The sequence below is a fragment of the Rhodococcus sp. NPDC003318 genome, from assembly GCF_042879035.1.
Classification (GTDB): Bacteria; Actinomycetota; Actinomycetes; order Mycobacteriales; family Mycobacteriaceae; genus Rhodococcus_G.
Genome location: NZ_JBIAOU010000001.1, coordinates 195,601 through 211,512, shown reverse-complemented (window position 1 = coordinate 211,512; position 15,912 = coordinate 195,601). Strand labels below are relative to the sequence as shown.

Genomic DNA, 15,912 nt, shown 5'->3' with positions numbered 1-15,912 from the left:
CACCGGGACCGTGTCCTACCGCTATTGGCCGATGACGTAGTCCAGTCCGATGTGGGCGGCGAGTTCCTCCCGTCGGGTGTCCACCGCTGCCCGGACGGACGGGAAGCACTGGAACCGGCTCGTCAGCCCGGTCGCGTGGAGTGCGCGGGTCGCGGTTCCCCGGCGCGCCACGAGCAGCATCGCCACACCGTTGTGGTCGGCGCGCAACTGCGCCGCGGCCAGGGCCTGGACCCCGGAGACACTGACGAACCCCACACGCGTGAGGTCGACGACCAGTGTTCGACCTGTGGCGTCGATCGCACTGTCGATCCCGTCCTCGAACTGCGGGATGGCGGCGATGTCGAGATCACCGGTGACCGATGCGACCGTGGGACCCGGCCCGATGCCACGGGACACGCCCGGGAACGCGACTGGGCCGACGAGCGATGAATCGAGACAGTGAATGTGGATGCGCATCTGGAGACCCCCGATGCCGATGTCGCCGTGACTCGAGCGCCGTCCGAACCGCAACCGGACGAGTGCGGGAGAATTCGGGCGGACCGACAGCAGGGTCTGGGCAATCGGTGTCAGGGTCGAACCCACCTTTCGGTCTATCAGGTTCGGGCCCCGAACGCACGGACCGGGCGTCCAGTACGGGCCGGGTCAGTCCGTGCGGGCCGGTGTGCGCGGCATCAACAGGGGCGCCGCGACGGCGAGCATCGTCGTCGGGACGACGAACGCCGCCACCGGGTTCACCGCGTACAGCGGGGTCAGAGCCAGGGGTGCGAGCGCGGTGCCGCCGAACCGCAGGGCCTGCACGACGGAAACGGCACCGCTGCGGTTCGCGCCCGCCGACGTCAGGATCGCCGAGTTGACGCCGACGAGCACCAGTTGGCCGGCGACACCGGCCAGCGCCCACGCGACCGCGACCGCCCCGACGGTGCCGAGCAGCCCGGTCGCCGCGACCAGCACCGCGCCGCCGACGGCTCCGGTGAGGACGGCGGCGCGGGCGCCCCAGCGGTCGATCGCCGCGCCGACGGGCCGGGCGGCGAGCATGCCCGCCAGGCCGAAGCCGGTCAGCAGCAGGCCGCGGTGCGCGGAGTCGAGGCCGAGCTCGTCCTCGGCCCGGAATGCGACGAGGAACCCGAGCCCGCCGAGCGCGCCCCAGCCCAGCAGCGCGACGAGGCCCACTCGCAGGACCGCGGGCTGCATGGCGTCCCGCAGCCGGGGTGGTGCCCCCGACTCGGCGGGAGTGGCGGTTCGGGGCAGGCCGAGCGCCCCGAGTGCGAGGGCGACGGCCGCGATGATCGCGAACGCGATCCGCCAGTTCGCCTCCGCGGTGATGCCGCCGATCAATGGCGCGGTGGTCTGACCGGCCGCCTGCAGCGCACCGAACGCGCCGAGTGCCCGCCCGAGCCGGGCCGCCGGAGTGACGGCCGCGAGCGCGCCGAGCAGCAGGGGTGTCGTGAACGCGTTCGCGCATCCCTGCAGCACGCGTCCGACCTGGAACAGTGCGAAGGTCGGCGCCAGCGTCGACACCAGCGCGGCCGCCGCGTAGACGCCGTACGCGACCCGCACGGTCCGCAACCCGCCCCACCGGGCTCCGTACGTCCCGGACACCAGCATCAACGTCGCGAACGGGAGCAGGTACGAGGTCAGTGACGACGCGGCCTGCGCGGTGCTCACCCCCAGCGAGTCGCCGAGTTCGGGGAGCATCGACGTGACCACGCCGCCACCGAACGGGCCCAGGAATCCGCCGGAGTACAGCGCACCGCGCTGCAGCCGGTCACGCGTGCTCACAGGCCGCCGAAGCTCCCGGGGCCGCGTCGACGCAGGTACCGCTCGAACTCGGCGGCGATCGCGTCACCGTCGATCTTGGAGATCGCCTCGGAGATGTCGACCTCCGCGTCGCCGCGTTCCTCGAGGGAACGGACGTACTCGGAGATCTCCTCGTCCTCCTCGGTCATCTCGGTCACCGACTGCTCCCAGTCCTCGGCCTGGCTCGGGAGTTCGCCGAGCGGAACCTCGACGTCGAGGACGTCCTCGACGCGCTGGAGCAGCGCGACCGTCGCCTTCGGGTTCGGCGGCTGCGACACGTAGTGGGGCACCGCCGCCCAGAACGAGATGGCAGGGACACCGGCCTTGACGCACTCGTCCTGCAGGACGCCGGTGATCCCGGTCGGTCCCTCGTAGCGGGTCTGCTGGAGGTTGAACTGTTGGGCGGACTCGGTGCTGTACGCGGTGCCGGTGACGGGGACGGGACGGGTGTGCGGGGTGTCGGCGAGCAGGGCACCGAGGATCACCACGGTCGTGACGCCGAGCTCTTCGATGATCTCGAGCAGGTCGTCGCAGAAGCTGCGCCACCGCATGTTCGGTTCGATGCCGCGCAGCAGCAGGACGTCGCGTTCGCTGCCGGGAGGTGAGCACACCGAGATCCGCGTCGCGGGCCACTGGATCTCCCGGGTGACGCCCTCGACCTGCCGCACCTGCGGCCGATTGACCTGGTAGTCGTAGTAGTCCTCGGAGTCCAGTTCGGCCAGCGGGCGGGCATCCCAGATCAGTTCGAGGTGCTCGACGGCGCCGCTCGCGGCGTCTCCTGCGTCGTTCCAGCCCTCGAACGCGGCCACCAGGATGGGGTCGCGGAGGACGAGAACGTCATCGCTCCCCTCGGTGTCGACGGCATCGGGCTCCGCCGCATCGGGGACGTCGGGGTGTTCGCTTGGACTCACCTGCCCAGCCTAAGGCCAGGGTGGTCCGAGCCGCCCACTACTCTGGACGGCATGTCTGCCCCATTCCATTCCGCCCTGTTGGATGCGCTCTCACAGCGTGTTGTGATCGGCGACGGTGCCATGGGAACGATGCTGCAGGCCGCCAACCTCACCCTCGACGACTTCCTCGGCCTCGAGGGCTGCAACGAGATCCTCAACGAGACCCGCCCCGACGTGCTGCGCGACATCCACGCCGCGTACTTCGAGGCCGGTGCCGATGCCGTCGAGACCAACACCTTCGGCTGCAACCTGCCGAACCTCGCGGACTACGACATCTCCCACCGCATCCGGGATCTCTCGGAACGCGGTACCCGGATCGCCCGCGACGTCGCCGACGAGATGGGGCCGGGACGAGACGGGATGGCGCGCTTCGTCCTCGGCTCGATGGGGCCGGGCACCAAGCTGCCGACGCTCGGGCACGCCCCGTTCGCCGTCCTGCGGGACGCCTACACCGAGTCCGCGCTGGGTATGATCGACGGCGGTGCCGACGCGATCCTCGTGGAGACCTGCCAGGACCTGCTGCAGGTCAAGGCCGCGATCATCGGCAGCCAGCACGCGATGGACCGCGCCGGACGCCGGATTCCGATCATCGCCCACGTCACCGTCGAGACCACCGGCACCATGCTGCTCGGCAGCGAGATCGGGGCGGCGCTGACCGCCCTCGAACCGCTCGGCATCGACATGATCGGCCTGAACTGCGCCACCGGTCCCGACGAGATGAGCGAGCACCTGCGGCACCTGTCGAAGCACTCGGTGCTGCCGGTGTCGGTGATGCCGAACGCCGGGCTGCCGCAACTCGGGCCGAACGGCGCCGAGTACCCGCTCACCGCCGAGGAACTGGCCGCCGCGCTGTCCGGTTTCGTGACGGAGTTCGGTCTGTCCCTGGTCGGCGGATGCTGTGGCACCACGCCGGAGCACATCCGGCAGGTCGCGGACGCGGTCCGGCTCGTGGAGAAGGCGCAGCGCGATCCGCGGCCCGAGGAGGGGACCTCGTCGCTGTACGCTTCCGTGCCGTTCGATCAGGACGCGTCGATCCTGATGATCGGCGAGCGGACGAACTCCAACGGCTCCAAGGCGTTCCGTGAGGCGATGCTCGCCGAGGACTACCAGAAGTGCATCGACATCGCGAAGGACCAGACCCGCGACGGCGCGCACATGCTCGACCTCAACGTCGACTACGTGGGCCGGGACGGGGCTGCGGACATGGCGGCGCTCGCGAGCCGCTTCGCGACGGCGTCGACGCTGCCGATCATGCTCGACTCGACCGAACCGGACGTGCTGCGCGCCGGCCTCGAACACCTCGGTGGCCGCTGCGCCGTCAACTCCGTCAACTACGAGGACGGCGACGGCCCCGACTCGCGGTACCAGCGGATCATGCGGCTGGTCAAGGAGCACGGCGCCGCGGTCGTCGCTCTCACCATCGACGAGGAGGGGCAGGCCCGCACCGCCGAACACAAGGTGCGGATCGCGGAGCGTCTCATCGAGGACATCACCACGACGTGGGGTCTGGCGGAGTCCGACATCATCATCGACGCGTTGACGTTCCCGATCTCCACCGGTCAGGAGGAGGTGCGGCGCGACGGCATCGAGACGATCGAGGCGATCCGCGAGATCAAGCGCAGGCACCCCGACGTCCACTTCACCCTCGGCATCTCGAACATCTCGTTCGGACTCAACGCGGCGGCCCGTCAGGTGCTGAACTCGGTGTTCCTCCACGAGTGCACCGAAGCCGGGCTGGACACGGCCATCGTGCACGCGTCGAAGATCCTGCCGATGGCCCGGATCCCCGAGGAGCAGCGGCAGACGGCCCTCGACCTGGTCTACGACCGCCGCCACGAGGGCTACGACCCGCTGCAGAAGCTGATGGAACTGTTCGAGGGCGTGTCCGCGGCGTCGGCGCGCGAGTCGCGGGCCGAGGAGCTGGCCGCACTGCCGCTGTTCGAGCGGCTCGAGCGGCGCATCGTCGACGGCGAACGGGCCGGTCTCGACGCCGACCTCGACGCCGCGATGCTCGAACGTCCGCCGCTCGAGATCATCAACGAGACGCTGCTGTCCGGCATGAAGACGGTCGGTGAGCTCTTCGGCTCCGGCCAGATGCAGTTGCCGTTCGTGCTGCAGTCCGCGGAGGTGATGAAGGCCGCCGTCGCGTACCTCGAGCCGCACATGGAGGCCACCGACGAGGCCGGCAAGGGCCGGATCGTGCTCGCCACCGTCAAGGGCGACGTCCACGACATCGGCAAGAACCTCGTCGACATCATCCTGTCCAACAACGGCTACGAGGTCGTCAACATCGGCATCAAGCAGCCGATCGCGACGATCCTCGACGTCGCGTTGGACAAGCGCGCCGACGTCATCGGCATGTCGGGTCTGCTGGTGAAGTCGACCGTGGTGATGAAGGAGAACCTCGAGGAGCTCAACGCCAAGGGCGTCGCCGCGCAGTTCCCGGTGCTCCTCGGTGGTGCCGCACTGACCCGCTCGTACGTCGAGAACGACCTCGCCGAGATCTACGAGGGCGAGGTGTCGTACGCCCGCGACGCGTTCGAGGGCCTGCACCTGATGGACTCCATCATGGCCACCAAGCGCGGCGAGGGGCCGGCACCCGACAGCCCGGAAGCGTTGGCGGCCAAGGAGAAGGCGGCCGAGCGCAAGGCCCGCCACGAGCGGTCCAGGCGGATCGCCGAGCAGCGCAAGGCCGCCGCGACACCCGTCGAGGTTCCCGATCGCTCCGACGTCGCCACCGACGTCGCCGTCCCGACGCCGCCCTTCTGGGGCACCCGCGTCGTCAAGGGCATCGCGCTGGCCGAGTACTCGGGCCTGCTCGACGAGCGGGCCCTGTTCCTCGGGCAGTGGGGGCTGCGCGGGCAGCGCGCCGGTGACGGCCCCACCTACGAGGAGCTGGTGGAGACGGAAGGCCGTCCGCGTCTGCGGTACTGGCTCGACCGGCTCAGCACCGAGGGCATCCTGCACCACGCGTCCGTCGTCTACGGGTACTTCCCGGCGGTCTCCGAGGGCGACGACGTCGTGGTCCTCGAATCGCCCGAACCCGATGCCGCGGAACGTTTCCGGTTCACCTTCCCCCGTCAGCAGCGGGACCGGTTCCTGTGCATCGCCGACTTCGTGCGCTCCCGCGAGGACGCCCGGAGGGACGGCCGGGTCGACGTGCTGCCGATGAACCTGGTCACGATGGGGCAGCCGATCGCGGACTTCGCCAACGAACTGTTCGCGGAGAACTCCTACCGCGACTACCTCGAGGTGCACGGCATCGGCGTGCAGCTCACCGAGGCACTGGCCGAGTACTGGCACCGCCGCGTCCGCGAGGAGCTGACGCTCCCGGACGGGCACACCCTCGCCGAGCAGGATCCGGCGAACGTCGAGGCCTACTTCAAACTCGAATACCGCGGCGCGCGTTACTCGTTCGGATACGGTGCCTGCCCCGACCTCGAGGACCGACGCAAGCTCGTCGCCCTTCTCGAACCGGGACGCATCGGTGTCGAACTCTCGGAGGAGGTCCAGCTGCACCCCGAGCAGTCGACCGACGCGTTCGTGCTGCACCACCCGGAGGCCAAGTACTTCAATGTCTGACATCGACACGATCACCGGCTCCGGGTTGCAGGCCGTGCTGTGGGACATGGACGGCACGTTGCTCGAGTCCGAGAACCTGTGGGACACCGGTCTGCGGAGGCTCTCCGAGCACCTCGGGGGACCGATGACCGAGGAGACGCGGGAGGCGACCATCGGATCGTCGACGCCGTTCGCGCTCGCCACGGTCTTCGACTCGCTGGGCCTCGTCCGCACCCCCCAGGCGCTGGCGGAGGCCCGGACCTGGTTGTACTCGCTGATGGGGGAGATGTTCGCGGCCGGTCTGCCGTGGCGGCCGGGGGCCCGCGAGGCACTGGGACTCGTGCGGTCTCTCGGCCTCGGGTCGGTGCTCGTCACCAACACCGAACGGGAACTGTGCGACTTCGCGCTCGGCATCCTCGGCCGCGAGCACTTCGACCACTCGGTGTGCGGCGACGAGGTCCCCGCGGGCAAGCCCGATCCCGCGCCCTACCTGCGAGCCGCGGAACTGCTCGACGTCGACCCCGGGCGCTGCCTGGCGGTCGAGGACTCGCCGACCGGTGCGGCGTCCGCGGAGGCCGCCGGCTGCACCGTCCTCGTGGTGCCGTCGCTGGTCGTGGTGCCGGCCGGGCCCCGGCGGGTTTTCCGCGACACCCTCGTCGGGCTCACCGCGGCCGACCTGCCCTCGCTGTACTCGCTCGTCACCGTCTGAGGGCGTGCCTCCGAATCTCCGTACCGGCGCCTCTGGCGCCCAGATGCATCCGAGAAGGATTAGGAGACACGCCCCGTGTCCATCCCGAAGATCGTCCTGTTCTACCGGTTCACGCCGCTCGCGGATCCGGAGGCGATCCGGCTGTGGCAGCACGCACTGGCCTCCGCGAACGGGCTCACCGGCCGAATCCTTGTGTCGGAGCACGGGATCAACGCGACGGTCGGCGGTGACGTCACGGCCGTCAAGCGGTACGTCCGGGGGACCCGGGAGTACGCGCCGTTCGCGGACGCCGACATCAAGTGGTCCGACGGCACCGGCGACGACTTCCCGCGGCTGTCGGTGAAGGTGCGTCCGGAGATCGTCACCTTCGGCGCGCCCGACGAGCTGACGGTCGACGCCGACGGCGTCGTGGACGGCGGTACCCACCTGTCGCCGACCGATCTGCACGAGCTCGTCGACCGGCGTGGCGACGAGGTGGTGTTCTTCGACGGGCGCAACGCGTTCGAAGCGGAGATCGGTCGTTTCCGCGGCGCCGTCGTCCCCGACGTCGCGACCACCCGCGACTTCGTCGCCGAACTCGACAGCGGGCGCTACGACCACCTCAAGTCGAAGCCCGTCGTCACCTACTGCACCGGCGGTGTGCGCTGCGAGGTGCTGTCGGCACTGATGCGTCGACGCGGGTTCGAGGAGGTCTACCAACTCGACGGCGGCATCGTCCGATACGGCGAGACGTTCGGCGACGACGGCCTGTGGGACGGTTCGCTGTACGTCTTCGACGGCCGCCGGAAGGTCGACTTCTCCGCGGGCGCCGCGGTTCTCGGTGCCTGCGCCACCTGCGGGACCCCGACGTCGCGGTACGTCGACCACAGCACCAGCGAGGGCCGCGCGCAGATCCTGCTGTGCACCGCCTGCGCACCGGACGCCTGACCGGCGATGGCACGCCGGCGGACGGCGACCCGTCCACCCCTGCCGCTGCGCGACGGCCTCGGCCCAGACCGGCTGCAGCTGCCGGCGGGGCACCCGGTCGCCACGGTGGGCGCATACCTGACGGGTGTGGCGCCCGAGGACGACTGGGACGGCCGGTTCGCGGCCGGCGAGGTGGTGGACCGGTCCGGTGCGCCGGTCGCCGCCGACACGCCGTACCGCCCCGGCCTCGTCGTCCACTTCTACCGGGAGCCGCCCGCGGAGACCGCGGTGCCGTTCGAGGTGGACGTCCTGCATCACGGCGACGGACTGCTGGTCGTCGACAAGCCGCACTTCCTCGCGACGATTCCGCGGGGACGGCACATCCGCGAATCCGTCGTCGTGCGGATGCGTCGCGCGCTGGACCTGCCCGACCTGGTGCCGGTCCACCGCCTGGACCGGATGACCGCGGGTGTCCTGGTGTGCACGACCGATCCGGCGCTGCGGCGGCCGTACCAGCAGCTGTTCGAACAGCGCGGGGTGGTCAAGGAGTACGAGGCCGTGGCGCCGTACGTACCGGACCGGACGTTCCCGTGCACGGTGCGCAGCCGCATCGACAAGCGGCACGGCGAACCGACGGCCCGCGAGGTGCCCGGAGAGCCGAACGCGCACACCGAGATCGACGTGATCGAGGCGGAAGGCGACCACGCCCGCTACCGGCTGCGCCCGGTCACCGGACGCACCCACCAGTTGCGCCTGCACATGGCGTCGCTCGGGCTGCCGATACTCGGTGACGACTTCTATCCCACACTGCGGCACCGCGCCCCGGACGACTTCACCGACCCGCTCCGCCTCCTGGCACGCAGTGTGCGCTACACCGACCCGATCACCGGGGACCTGCGCGTGTTCACCAGCCGCAGGACGCTGTCCGGTGAGCCCCCGCGGCCCGACGATCTCGACTTCACCCGGCCGGCAGGCTGAGTGCGAGGGCGGGACCCGTCGGGTCCTGTGAAACAATGGCGACTCGTGAAGACCTTCGACTCGCTGTTCGCCGAGCTGTCCGACCGTGCCGCCACCCGCCCCGAGGGCTCCGGCACCGTGGCCGCGCTGGATGCCGGCGTCCATGCCCAGGGCAAGAAGGTGATCGAAGAGGCAGGCGAGGTGTGGATCGCCGCCGAGTACCAGAGCGACGAGGAACTGTCCGAGGAGATCTCGCAGTTGCTGTACTGGGTGCAGGTCCTGATGATCGGCCGCGGACTGAAGCTCGAGGACGTCTACCGACATCTGTGAGTCGTCCCCACCTCGACTCCCCGACACCCCTCGCCTTCGAAGGAAGTACCGATGCTGCGCGTTGCAGTGCCCAACAAGGGTTCCCTGTCCGAGTCCGCCGCCGAGATCCTCAGCGAAGCCGGCTACCGTCGCCGGACCGATTCCCGAGACCTGACCGTCCTCGACCCGTCGAACCAGGTGGAGTTCTTCTTCCTGCGGCCGAAGGACATCGCCATCTACGTCGGATCCGGTGAACTGGATCTCGGCATCACCGGGCGCGACCTGGCCCTCGACTCCGGCGCGCCGGTGTCCGAGCGCCTGTCGCTCGGCTTCGGCCGGTCGTCGTTCCGCTACGCCGCACCCGCGGGCAAGGCGTGGTCGCCCGACGACCTCGCCGGACTGCGGATCGCGACGTCGTACCCGAACCTGGTGCGCACCGACCTGGCCCGCCGGGGCGTCGACGCGACCGTGATCCGGCTCGACGGCGCCGTCGAGATCTCCATCCAGCTCGGGGTCGCCGACGCCATCGCCGACGTCGTCGGCTCCGGTCGCACCTTGCGTCAGCACAACCTCGTCGCGTTCGGCGAGTCGCTGTGCGACTCGGAGGGTGTCCTGATCGAGCGGGAGGGGTCCGACCGGGACGACCGTGCCCGCAACCAGCTGATCGCCCGCGTCCAGGGCGTGGTGCGCGCGCAGCAGTACGTGATGCTCGACTACGACTGCCCGCGCTCGCGGCTGTCCGAGGCCGTGGCGATCACCCCCGGGCTGGAGTCGCCGACGGTCGCGCCGCTCGCCGACGAGGAGTGGGTGGCGATCCGGTCGATGGTGCCGCGCAAGGGCAGCAACGACGTGATGGACCAGCTCGCCGAGATCGGCGCCAAGGCGATCCTCGCCACCGACATCCGCACCTGCCGGGCGTTCTGACACCCGAACCTTCGCGCGGCCCCTCGCACCTCGTGCGAGGGGCCGCGGTCGGTCAGCGGGCCCGAACCTGCACCGTCTGGGTGACGCGAGCCACCGGACCCGAGTCGTCGTGCAGCACGCCGGAGGACATCGCGACGCCGTCCGGGCCGTAGGAGGTCTCCGCCGACACCCCGATCCACTCGCCTTCCGGCTCCCGGAAGATGTGCACCGTGACGTCGGTGTTGAGGAACGTCCACTCCCGCGGATCGAGCTTGGTGCCCACGCCGTTCGCGGTGTCCGCGATCAGGAAGAGGCGGTCCACCGCGTCGATGGGATGGCCTTCCACCAGAACGGGATTCGGCTTACCCCAGGCGTGGGAGACGCCCGGTGCGCCGAGCGGGGTGAGCCAGTTCCAGTCCACGGTGTCGATGAAGCCGGAGTGCCAGAAACCACCCTCGGGGAGCGGTTCGGACGTGGTCCGCGGAGGCAGCGCCGGGTCGGCGGCGTGGGCGATCGCGGAGGTGTCCGCGGTCTGCAGCCGCCACGCCGTGCCGCGGGCGACGGCCCGCCACGTACCGTCGGGTCCGCACGCACTCAACTCGGCGACGACGAGTTCGATGCGCCGTCCCGGCCGTTCCACCCACGATCGCACCCGGATCTCCGTCAGCGGTACCGCCCCGAGTAGCTCGATCACGACGCGCGTCACCCGGGTGTCCGGTCGCTGCTCGCAGCGGCGCAACACCCAGGCCAGGAGCGCCGACGGTGGAGACCCGTGCTGCATGTCGTCCGACCAGGTGCTCACGGTGTGGGGGTCGGCCCGAACCGAAGTGTGCCGTCCGGAAGTGGTTCCAGCGGAACGAAATAGGCCTGAACCGTGACATCGTCCGAGACGGTGACATCGTCCGGGACGGTGGGGGCGGCGTCGGTCACGGTCGGTGTTCCTCGATGTGGTCGGGCCAACCCGGATAGGGCGGCGGTGTGCCGCCGAACGCGGGGCACAGTCGTTTGTGGTCGCAGAACCCGCACATGCGGCCGGGATTCGGTGTGAACTCGCCGGTGGTGGCCGCCGCGAGGATCGCCCGCCACATCGCGCTCAGTGTCCGCTCGAAGCGGCGGAGCTCGTCCTGATCCGGTACGTACGTGAGGATCTGCTCCTCGGCGAGGTACAGCAGACGGAGTTGGGCCGGCACCACGCCCCGGGTCCGCAGCACCATCAGTGCGTAGAACTTCATCTGGAACAGGGCCGACTGCTCGAACCCCGCACGCGGTGCGCGTCCGGTCTTGTAGTCGACCACCCGGACCTCGCCGGTCGGTGCCACATCGATCCGGTCCACGAAACCGCGCAGCGGGACACCGTCGTCGAGTTCGGTCTCGATGCGCAACTCGCACGACTCCGGATCGAAGCCGGCGGGGTTCTCGAGCCGGTAGTAGCGCTCGACGAGACGCCTCGCCTCGGCGAGGAAACCCCCGAGGTCCGCCTCGGGGACGGTGTCCGAGACGACCGGCGCCTCCGCCCGGATCCGTTCCCACGCCGGTTCGACCAGTGTGAGCGCCGAATCCACTCCCCGCTGCGCCGCGGGCAGGGCGTAGAGGGCCTCCAGCGCCGCGTGGACCACCGTGCCCCGGACCTGGGCTCTGGTCACCGCCTCCGGCAAGCGGTCGACCGCCCGGAAGCGGTACAGCAGGGGGCACTGCTTGAAGTCGCCCGCCCGCGACGGGGACAGCGCGGGCCGCGACCGGGGTCTCGGCCCGTCGACGGCGCCGGTCGATTCGGTGGGGTGCGTCGTCGGGGTGCTGCTCACACCTGGCAGGGTATGCGCAGGGCCCGACACCACCGAGCGGGGCCGGCGCACCGGTCGCCGGGCACAACACCAGAGGAGTACCGAACAGATGTCAGCGTTGCAGACTCGACCCAGCGGTCCGTTCCGGGTCGGGGATCGCGTCCAGCTCACCGACGCGAAGGCGCGCAAGTACACGGTGGTGCTCGAGCCGGGCAAGGAGTTCCACACCCACCGCGGCGGCATCCTTCACGACGACCTGATCGGCACCGCCGAGGGCAGCGTCGTCACCTCCACGAACGGCACCCCCTACCTCGCGTTGCGGCCCCTGCTGACCGACTACGTGCTCTCGATGCCGCGCGGTGCCCAGGTGATCTATCCGAAGGACGCCGCGCAGATCGTGCACGAGGGTGACGTCTTCCCCGGGGCACGGGTGCTCGAGGCCGGCGCCGGGTCCGGTGCACTGACCTGCTCGCTGCTGCGGGCTGTCGGACCGGAGGGCAAGGTGACCTCGTGGGAGGTGCGCGAGGACCACGCCGAGCACGCCGTGCGGAACGTGGAGACCTTCTTCGGTGAGCGCCCCGACAACTGGAACCTGACCATCGGCGACCTGGCCGACTACGACTCCGACGTCCACGGTCAGGTCGACCGTGTCGTGCTCGACATGCTGGCGCCGTGGGACGTCCTGCCCGCGGTGTCGAAGGCGCTGGTGCCCGGGGGTGTGCTCATCGTCTACGTCGCGACGACGACGCAGCTGTCGACGGTCGTCGAGGCGCTCCGGGCGCAGGAGTGCTGGACCGAACCGCGGTCCTGGGAGTCGATCGTGCGCGGCTGGCACGTGGTGGGACTGGCCGTGCGGCCCGAGCACCGCATGCAGGGCCACACGGCGTTCCTGGTCAGTGCCCGGCGTCTCGCCGAGGGCACCGTCACCCCCAAGCCGCAGCGCCGCGCCGGGAAGGGCTGACCCGGCGCTGCGGGCCGGCTACTGCACGCAGGCCAGCTGCCCCATGCCGAGGATCGAGCAGACGGACTCGGTGGAGACGACCCAGGCACCGTCCTCCTCGTCGAAGGTGACGGGAACCGGTGCTCCGCCGTGTGGGCCGGCGATGGTGGTGGTCGCGGTGACGGTGTCGGGGTCGACCGGCGTGACAGCGGTGACGTCGGCGGTGAGGGGGTAGCCCTGGAGCACGCCGTTGAACTGGTCGATCGCGGTGGCCTGCTTCTGTCCGTCCTCGATCAGGAGGACCTTCTCTGCCGTGGGAACGGCGGGGTCGAAGAACTTGGTCAGCGTGGCGTCGAGCGTTGCCGCGTCGGGTGCGCCGGCCGCGCTCGCGGCGGTGGTGGACGCATTCGTGCTGGTCGTCGCCGCTGCCGCGGCAGTCGTGGTCGTCGCGGGGGTCGTGTCGTCGGCGTCGTCCGAGCCGCACGCGGCGACGCCGAGGGCGAGTGCGACGGCTCCGGCGGCGACGAGTGGCGTGCGCATGATCACGGGGGGCCTTTCTGGAAGTCCGAATCGAATGTAGGTGAGGCTAACATGAGTAGAGGCGGGTCTCGGGTCGCCGGGACTTCCCACAGTGTGCGATCTCTCAAGTGTCACAACGCACTTTCGGTCGTACGGCGGTAGCGTTGATGGATCGAACTGGGAGGAGTCGCACATGAGCGCAACTGAGAATCCGGACTCGCAGGCTGCCAGGGCGGAACTCGAGGCTCTCAAGCTCGAGGCCGCGGCCCTGCGGCGACAACTTGCCCAGTCACCTGAACAGGTGCGTGAACTCGAGTCGCGGGTGGATTCCCTCTCCATCCGGAACTCGAAGCTGATGGACACTCTCAAGGAGGCCCGCCAGCAGTTGATCGCACTCCGGGAGGAGGTCGACCGGCTCGGCCAGCCCCCCAGTGGCTACGGCGTGCTGATCCTCGCGCACGAGGACCAGACCGTCGACGTGTTCACTTCTGGACGCAAGATGCGGTTGACGTGCTCTCCGAACGTCGACGCGGAAACCCTCAAACCGGGCCAGACGGTCCGCCTGAACGAGGCGCTCACCGTGGTCGAGGCGGGGGCGTTCGAGCGGATCGGTGAGATCTGCTCGCTCCGCGAGGTGCTCGACGACGGCGAACGCGCACTGGTGGTCGGGCATGCGGACGAGGAGCGGGTGGTGTGGCTCGCACATCCGCTGGCGGTCGCCGCGTCGGAAGCGACGTTGCATCCGGACGACGAGGACATCGACTCGCCGACCCGGAAGCTGCGGCCCGGCGATTCCCTGTTGGTCGACACCAAGGCCGGCTACGCATTCGAACGCATCCCGAAGGCGGAGGTCGAGGATCTCGTCCTCGAGGAGGTCCCGGACGTCGACTACGGCGACATCGGTGGCCTCGGCAGGCAGATCGAGCAGATTCGCGACGCCGTGGAGCTGCCCTTCCTGCACAAGGATCTCTTCCACGAATACGCGCTGCGGCCGCCGAAGGGTGTTCTGCTGTACGGCCCACCCGGGTGTGGCAAGACGCTCATCGCGAAGGCGGTCGCGAACTCGCTCGCGAAGAAGATCGCGGAGGCCAGGGGCCAGGATGCAAAGGAGGCGAAGTCGTACTTCCTCAACATCAAGGGTCCGGAGCTGCTCAACAAGTTCGTCGGTGAAACCGAGCGGCACATCCGGATGATCTTCCAGCGGGCGCGCGAGAAGGCGTCCGAGGGCACCCCGGTGATCGTGTTCTTCGACGAGATGGACTCGATCTTCCGTACCCGCGGGTCCGGTGTCTCGTCCGACGTCGAGACCACCGTCGTGCCGCAGCTGCTCAGCGAGATCGACGGTGTGGAGGGTCTCGAGAACGTCATCGTGATCGGTGCGTCGAACCGCGAGGACATGATCGACCCCGCGATCCTGCGTCCCGGGCGCCTCGACGTGAAGATCAAGATCGAACGCCCGGACGCGGAGTCCGCGCAGGACATCTTCTCCAAGTACCTGACGGAGACGCTGCCGGTGCACGCCGACGACCTCGCCGAGTTCCGTGGCGACCGGACCGCGTGCATCAAGGCGATGATCGAGCGGGTCGTGGACCGGATGTACGCCGAGAGCGACGAGAACCGATTCCTCGAGGTCACGTACGCCAACGGTGACAAGGAGGTCCTGTACTTCAAGGACTTCAACTCCGGAGCGATGATCCAGAACATCGTCGACCGGTCGAAGAAGTACGCGATCAAGGCGGTGCTGGAAACCGGGGCGCCCGGTCTGCGGGTGCAGCACCTCTTCGACTCCATCGTCGACGAGTTCTCGGAGAACGAGGACCTGCCCAACACCACCAATCCAGATGACTGGGCCCGGATCTCGGGCAAGAAGGGGGAGCGGATCGTGTACATCCGCACCCTGGTCACCGGCAAGAACGCCAGTGCCAGCCGTGCGATCGACACCGAGTCGAACACCGGTCAGTACCTGTAGAACAGTTGACGGCGGTGGGGCGGTGCGGTCTTCGTGCACCGCCCCACCGCCGCCTCGTCACCACACGGTGCCGGTGAGCAGCGCCCGCGTGTCGGGGACGAACGGCCAGCCGGGGTCGGCGAGGTGGGTCCGCAGTTGCTCGTCGGTCCACCACCACCCGTCGACGATCTCGCTGGGTTGATGCACGATCGGCCCGTCCCATCGGCACTCGAACGCAAACAGATGGCAGCGCAACGGTTTCCCGGCCCACTCGCCGTCCCAGGAGGCTTTCGCGAGTGACTCGAGGGGTGCTCCTCGGATCCCGAGTTCCTCCTCGAGTTCGCGTACCGCGGTGTCGGCGGGTGTCTCGCCCGGGTCGACGACGCCGCCGGCGAGGCAGTCGTGCATGCCGCCGAACACCGCCTTGCCGGGGGAGCGGCGGTGGACGTAGATCCGCTGCCCGTCACCCGACCGCACGAGCACCCCGGCGCTGGCGTGCCACAGGCCCTCCGCGTACACCCGCGAGCGCGGCGCGGTTCCGATCGCGGTACCCACCTCGTCGTAGACGGTGACGATCTCGTCGGAGGGGGCGCCGGGGTCGGGCGGAGGAGTCATCCCGCCATCGTGTCACG

16 protein-coding genes are annotated in these 15,912 nt (G+C 69.7%); 8 read left to right on the top strand and 8 right to left on the bottom strand.

The annotated features are described in order from the left end of the window. Positions 1 to 21: 21 nt before the first annotated feature. Genes ACFYVR_RS00935 through ACFYVR_RS00925 form a run of 3 tightly spaced genes read right to left on the bottom strand, consistent with a single transcriptional unit; the run spans position 22 to position 2,708 of the window. Positions 22 to 582, bottom strand: coding sequence for an STAS domain-containing protein (locus ACFYVR_RS00935; protein ID WP_387468724.1), 561 nt, complete (start codon positions 580 to 582; stop codon positions 22 to 24). Positions 583 to 642: 60 nt separating this feature from the next. Then, positions 643 to 1,779, bottom strand: a complete 1,137-nt coding sequence (locus ACFYVR_RS00930) for an MFS transporter (RefSeq protein WP_387468723.1) — start codon at positions 1,777 to 1,779, stop codon at positions 643 to 645. After that, entirely contained in the window at positions 1,776 to 2,708 is a 933-nt protein-coding gene (locus tag ACFYVR_RS00925) for a PAC2 family protein (protein ID WP_387468722.1), read from the bottom strand. The genes ACFYVR_RS00930 and ACFYVR_RS00925 overlap by 4 nt, the downstream gene beginning before the upstream one ends. Positions 2,709 to 2,759: 51 nt before the next feature. Here ACFYVR_RS00925 and metH point away from each other — a divergent pair, with 51 nt between their 5' ends. The 6 genes from metH to hisG all read left to right on the top strand — a co-directional run bounded on the left by metH (position 2,760) and on the right by hisG (position 10,113). Further along, a complete protein-coding gene (gene metH / locus ACFYVR_RS00920) occupies positions 2,760 to 6,329 on the top strand; it encodes a methionine synthase (protein WP_387468721.1) in 3,570 nt (1,189 codons plus the stop codon). Beyond that, entirely contained in the window at positions 6,322 to 7,017 is a 696-nt protein-coding gene (locus ACFYVR_RS00915; RefSeq protein WP_387468720.1) for an HAD family hydrolase, read from the top strand. The genes metH and ACFYVR_RS00915 overlap by 8 nt, the downstream gene beginning before the upstream one ends. Positions 7,018 to 7,092: 75 nt before the next feature. Next, entirely contained in the window at positions 7,093 to 7,944 is an 852-nt protein-coding gene (locus tag ACFYVR_RS00910; protein ID WP_387468719.1) for a rhodanese-related sulfurtransferase, read from the top strand. 6 nt (positions 7,945 to 7,950) lie between these two features. After that, positions 7,951 to 8,901, top strand: a complete 951-nt coding sequence (locus ACFYVR_RS00905; RefSeq protein WP_387468718.1) for a pseudouridine synthase — start codon at positions 7,951 to 7,953, stop codon at positions 8,899 to 8,901. Between the two features lie 45 nt (positions 8,902 to 8,946). Then, positions 8,947 to 9,210, top strand: coding sequence for a phosphoribosyl-ATP diphosphatase (locus ACFYVR_RS00900; RefSeq protein WP_387468717.1), 264 nt, complete (start codon positions 8,947 to 8,949; stop codon positions 9,208 to 9,210). A gap of 51 nt (positions 9,211 to 9,261) precedes the next feature. Next, complete coding sequence (hisG, locus tag ACFYVR_RS00895; protein ID WP_387468716.1) at positions 9,262 to 10,113, top strand: ATP phosphoribosyltransferase; 852 nt, start codon at positions 9,262 to 9,264, stop codon at positions 10,111 to 10,113. A 52-nt stretch (positions 10,114 to 10,165) separates the two neighbouring features. Here hisG and ACFYVR_RS00890 read toward each other — a convergent pair whose 3' ends face one another. The 3 genes from ACFYVR_RS00890 to ACFYVR_RS00880 are packed head-to-tail and all read right to left on the bottom strand — an operon-like array spanning position 10,166 to position 11,894. Further along, positions 10,166 to 10,894 (bottom strand): thioesterase family protein, encoded by a 729-nt coding sequence (locus ACFYVR_RS00890; RefSeq protein ID WP_387468715.1) that lies wholly within the window; start codon positions 10,892 to 10,894, stop codon positions 10,166 to 10,168. Beyond that, a complete protein-coding gene (locus ACFYVR_RS00885; RefSeq protein WP_387468714.1) occupies positions 10,891 to 11,022 on the bottom strand; it encodes a hypothetical protein in 132 nt (43 codons plus the stop codon). The genes ACFYVR_RS00890 and ACFYVR_RS00885 overlap by 4 nt, the downstream gene beginning before the upstream one ends. Continuing rightward, on the bottom strand, positions 11,019 to 11,894 hold the full coding sequence (locus ACFYVR_RS00880) for a RecB family exonuclease (RefSeq protein ID WP_387468713.1): 876 nt from the start codon (positions 11,892 to 11,894) through the stop codon (positions 11,019 to 11,021). Before ACFYVR_RS00880 ends, ACFYVR_RS00885 begins: the two co-directional genes overlap by 4 nt. Positions 11,895 to 11,982: 88 nt before the next feature. Here ACFYVR_RS00880 and ACFYVR_RS00875 point away from each other — a divergent pair, with 88 nt between their 5' ends. Beyond that, positions 11,983 to 12,834, top strand: coding sequence for a tRNA (adenine-N1)-methyltransferase (locus ACFYVR_RS00875; RefSeq protein WP_387468712.1), 852 nt, complete (start codon positions 11,983 to 11,985; stop codon positions 12,832 to 12,834). 18 nt (positions 12,835 to 12,852) lie between these two features. On the opposite strand, the gene ACFYVR_RS00870 is transcribed toward ACFYVR_RS00875, so the two are convergent. Next, entirely contained in the window at positions 12,853 to 13,353 is a 501-nt protein-coding gene (locus ACFYVR_RS00870; protein WP_387468711.1) for a nuclear transport factor 2 family protein, read from the bottom strand. 172 nt (positions 13,354 to 13,525) lie between these two features. On the opposite strand from ACFYVR_RS00870, the gene arc reads away from it, so the two are divergent. Continuing rightward, positions 13,526 to 15,301 (top strand): proteasome ATPase, encoded by a 1,776-nt coding sequence (gene arc / locus ACFYVR_RS00865; RefSeq protein ID WP_387468710.1) that lies wholly within the window; start codon positions 13,526 to 13,528, stop codon positions 15,299 to 15,301. 57 nt (positions 15,302 to 15,358) lie between these two features. Here the strand turns inward: arc and ACFYVR_RS00860 are convergent, their stop codons facing one another. After that, positions 15,359 to 15,895: an NUDIX domain-containing protein gene (locus ACFYVR_RS00860; RefSeq protein WP_387468709.1), complete on the bottom strand. Its 537-nt coding sequence runs from the start codon at positions 15,893 to 15,895 to the stop codon at positions 15,359 to 15,361. Positions 15,896 to 15,912 lie beyond the last annotated feature (17 nt).

Excerpts from the sequence above, each read along its gene's own strand:
- ACFYVR_RS00870 (WP_387468711.1), bottom strand. The coding sequence starts at position 13,353 with ATGCGCACGCCACTCGTCGCCGCCGGAGCCGTCGCACTCGCCCTCGGC.
- ACFYVR_RS00915 (WP_387468720.1), top strand. The coding sequence starts at position 6,322 with ATGTCTGACATCGACACGATCACCGGCTCCGGGTTGCAGGCCGTGCTG.
- metH (WP_387468721.1), top strand. The coding sequence starts at position 2,760 with ATGTCTGCCCCATTCCATTCCGCCCTGTTGGATGCGCTCTCACAGCGT.
- ACFYVR_RS00860 (WP_387468709.1), bottom strand. The coding sequence starts at position 15,895 with ATGACTCCTCCGCCCGACCCCGGCGCCCCCTCCGACGAGATCGTCACC.
- ACFYVR_RS00905 (WP_387468718.1), top strand. The coding sequence starts at position 7,951 with ATGGCACGCCGGCGGACGGCGACCCGTCCACCCCTGCCGCTGCGCGAC.
- ACFYVR_RS00875 (WP_387468712.1), top strand. The coding sequence starts at position 11,983 with ATGTCAGCGTTGCAGACTCGACCCAGCGGTCCGTTCCGGGTCGGGGAT.
- arc (WP_387468710.1), top strand. The coding sequence starts at position 13,526 with ATGAGCGCAACTGAGAATCCGGACTCGCAGGCTGCCAGGGCGGAACTC.
- hisG (WP_387468716.1), top strand. The coding sequence starts at position 9,262 with ATGCTGCGCGTTGCAGTGCCCAACAAGGGTTCCCTGTCCGAGTCCGCC.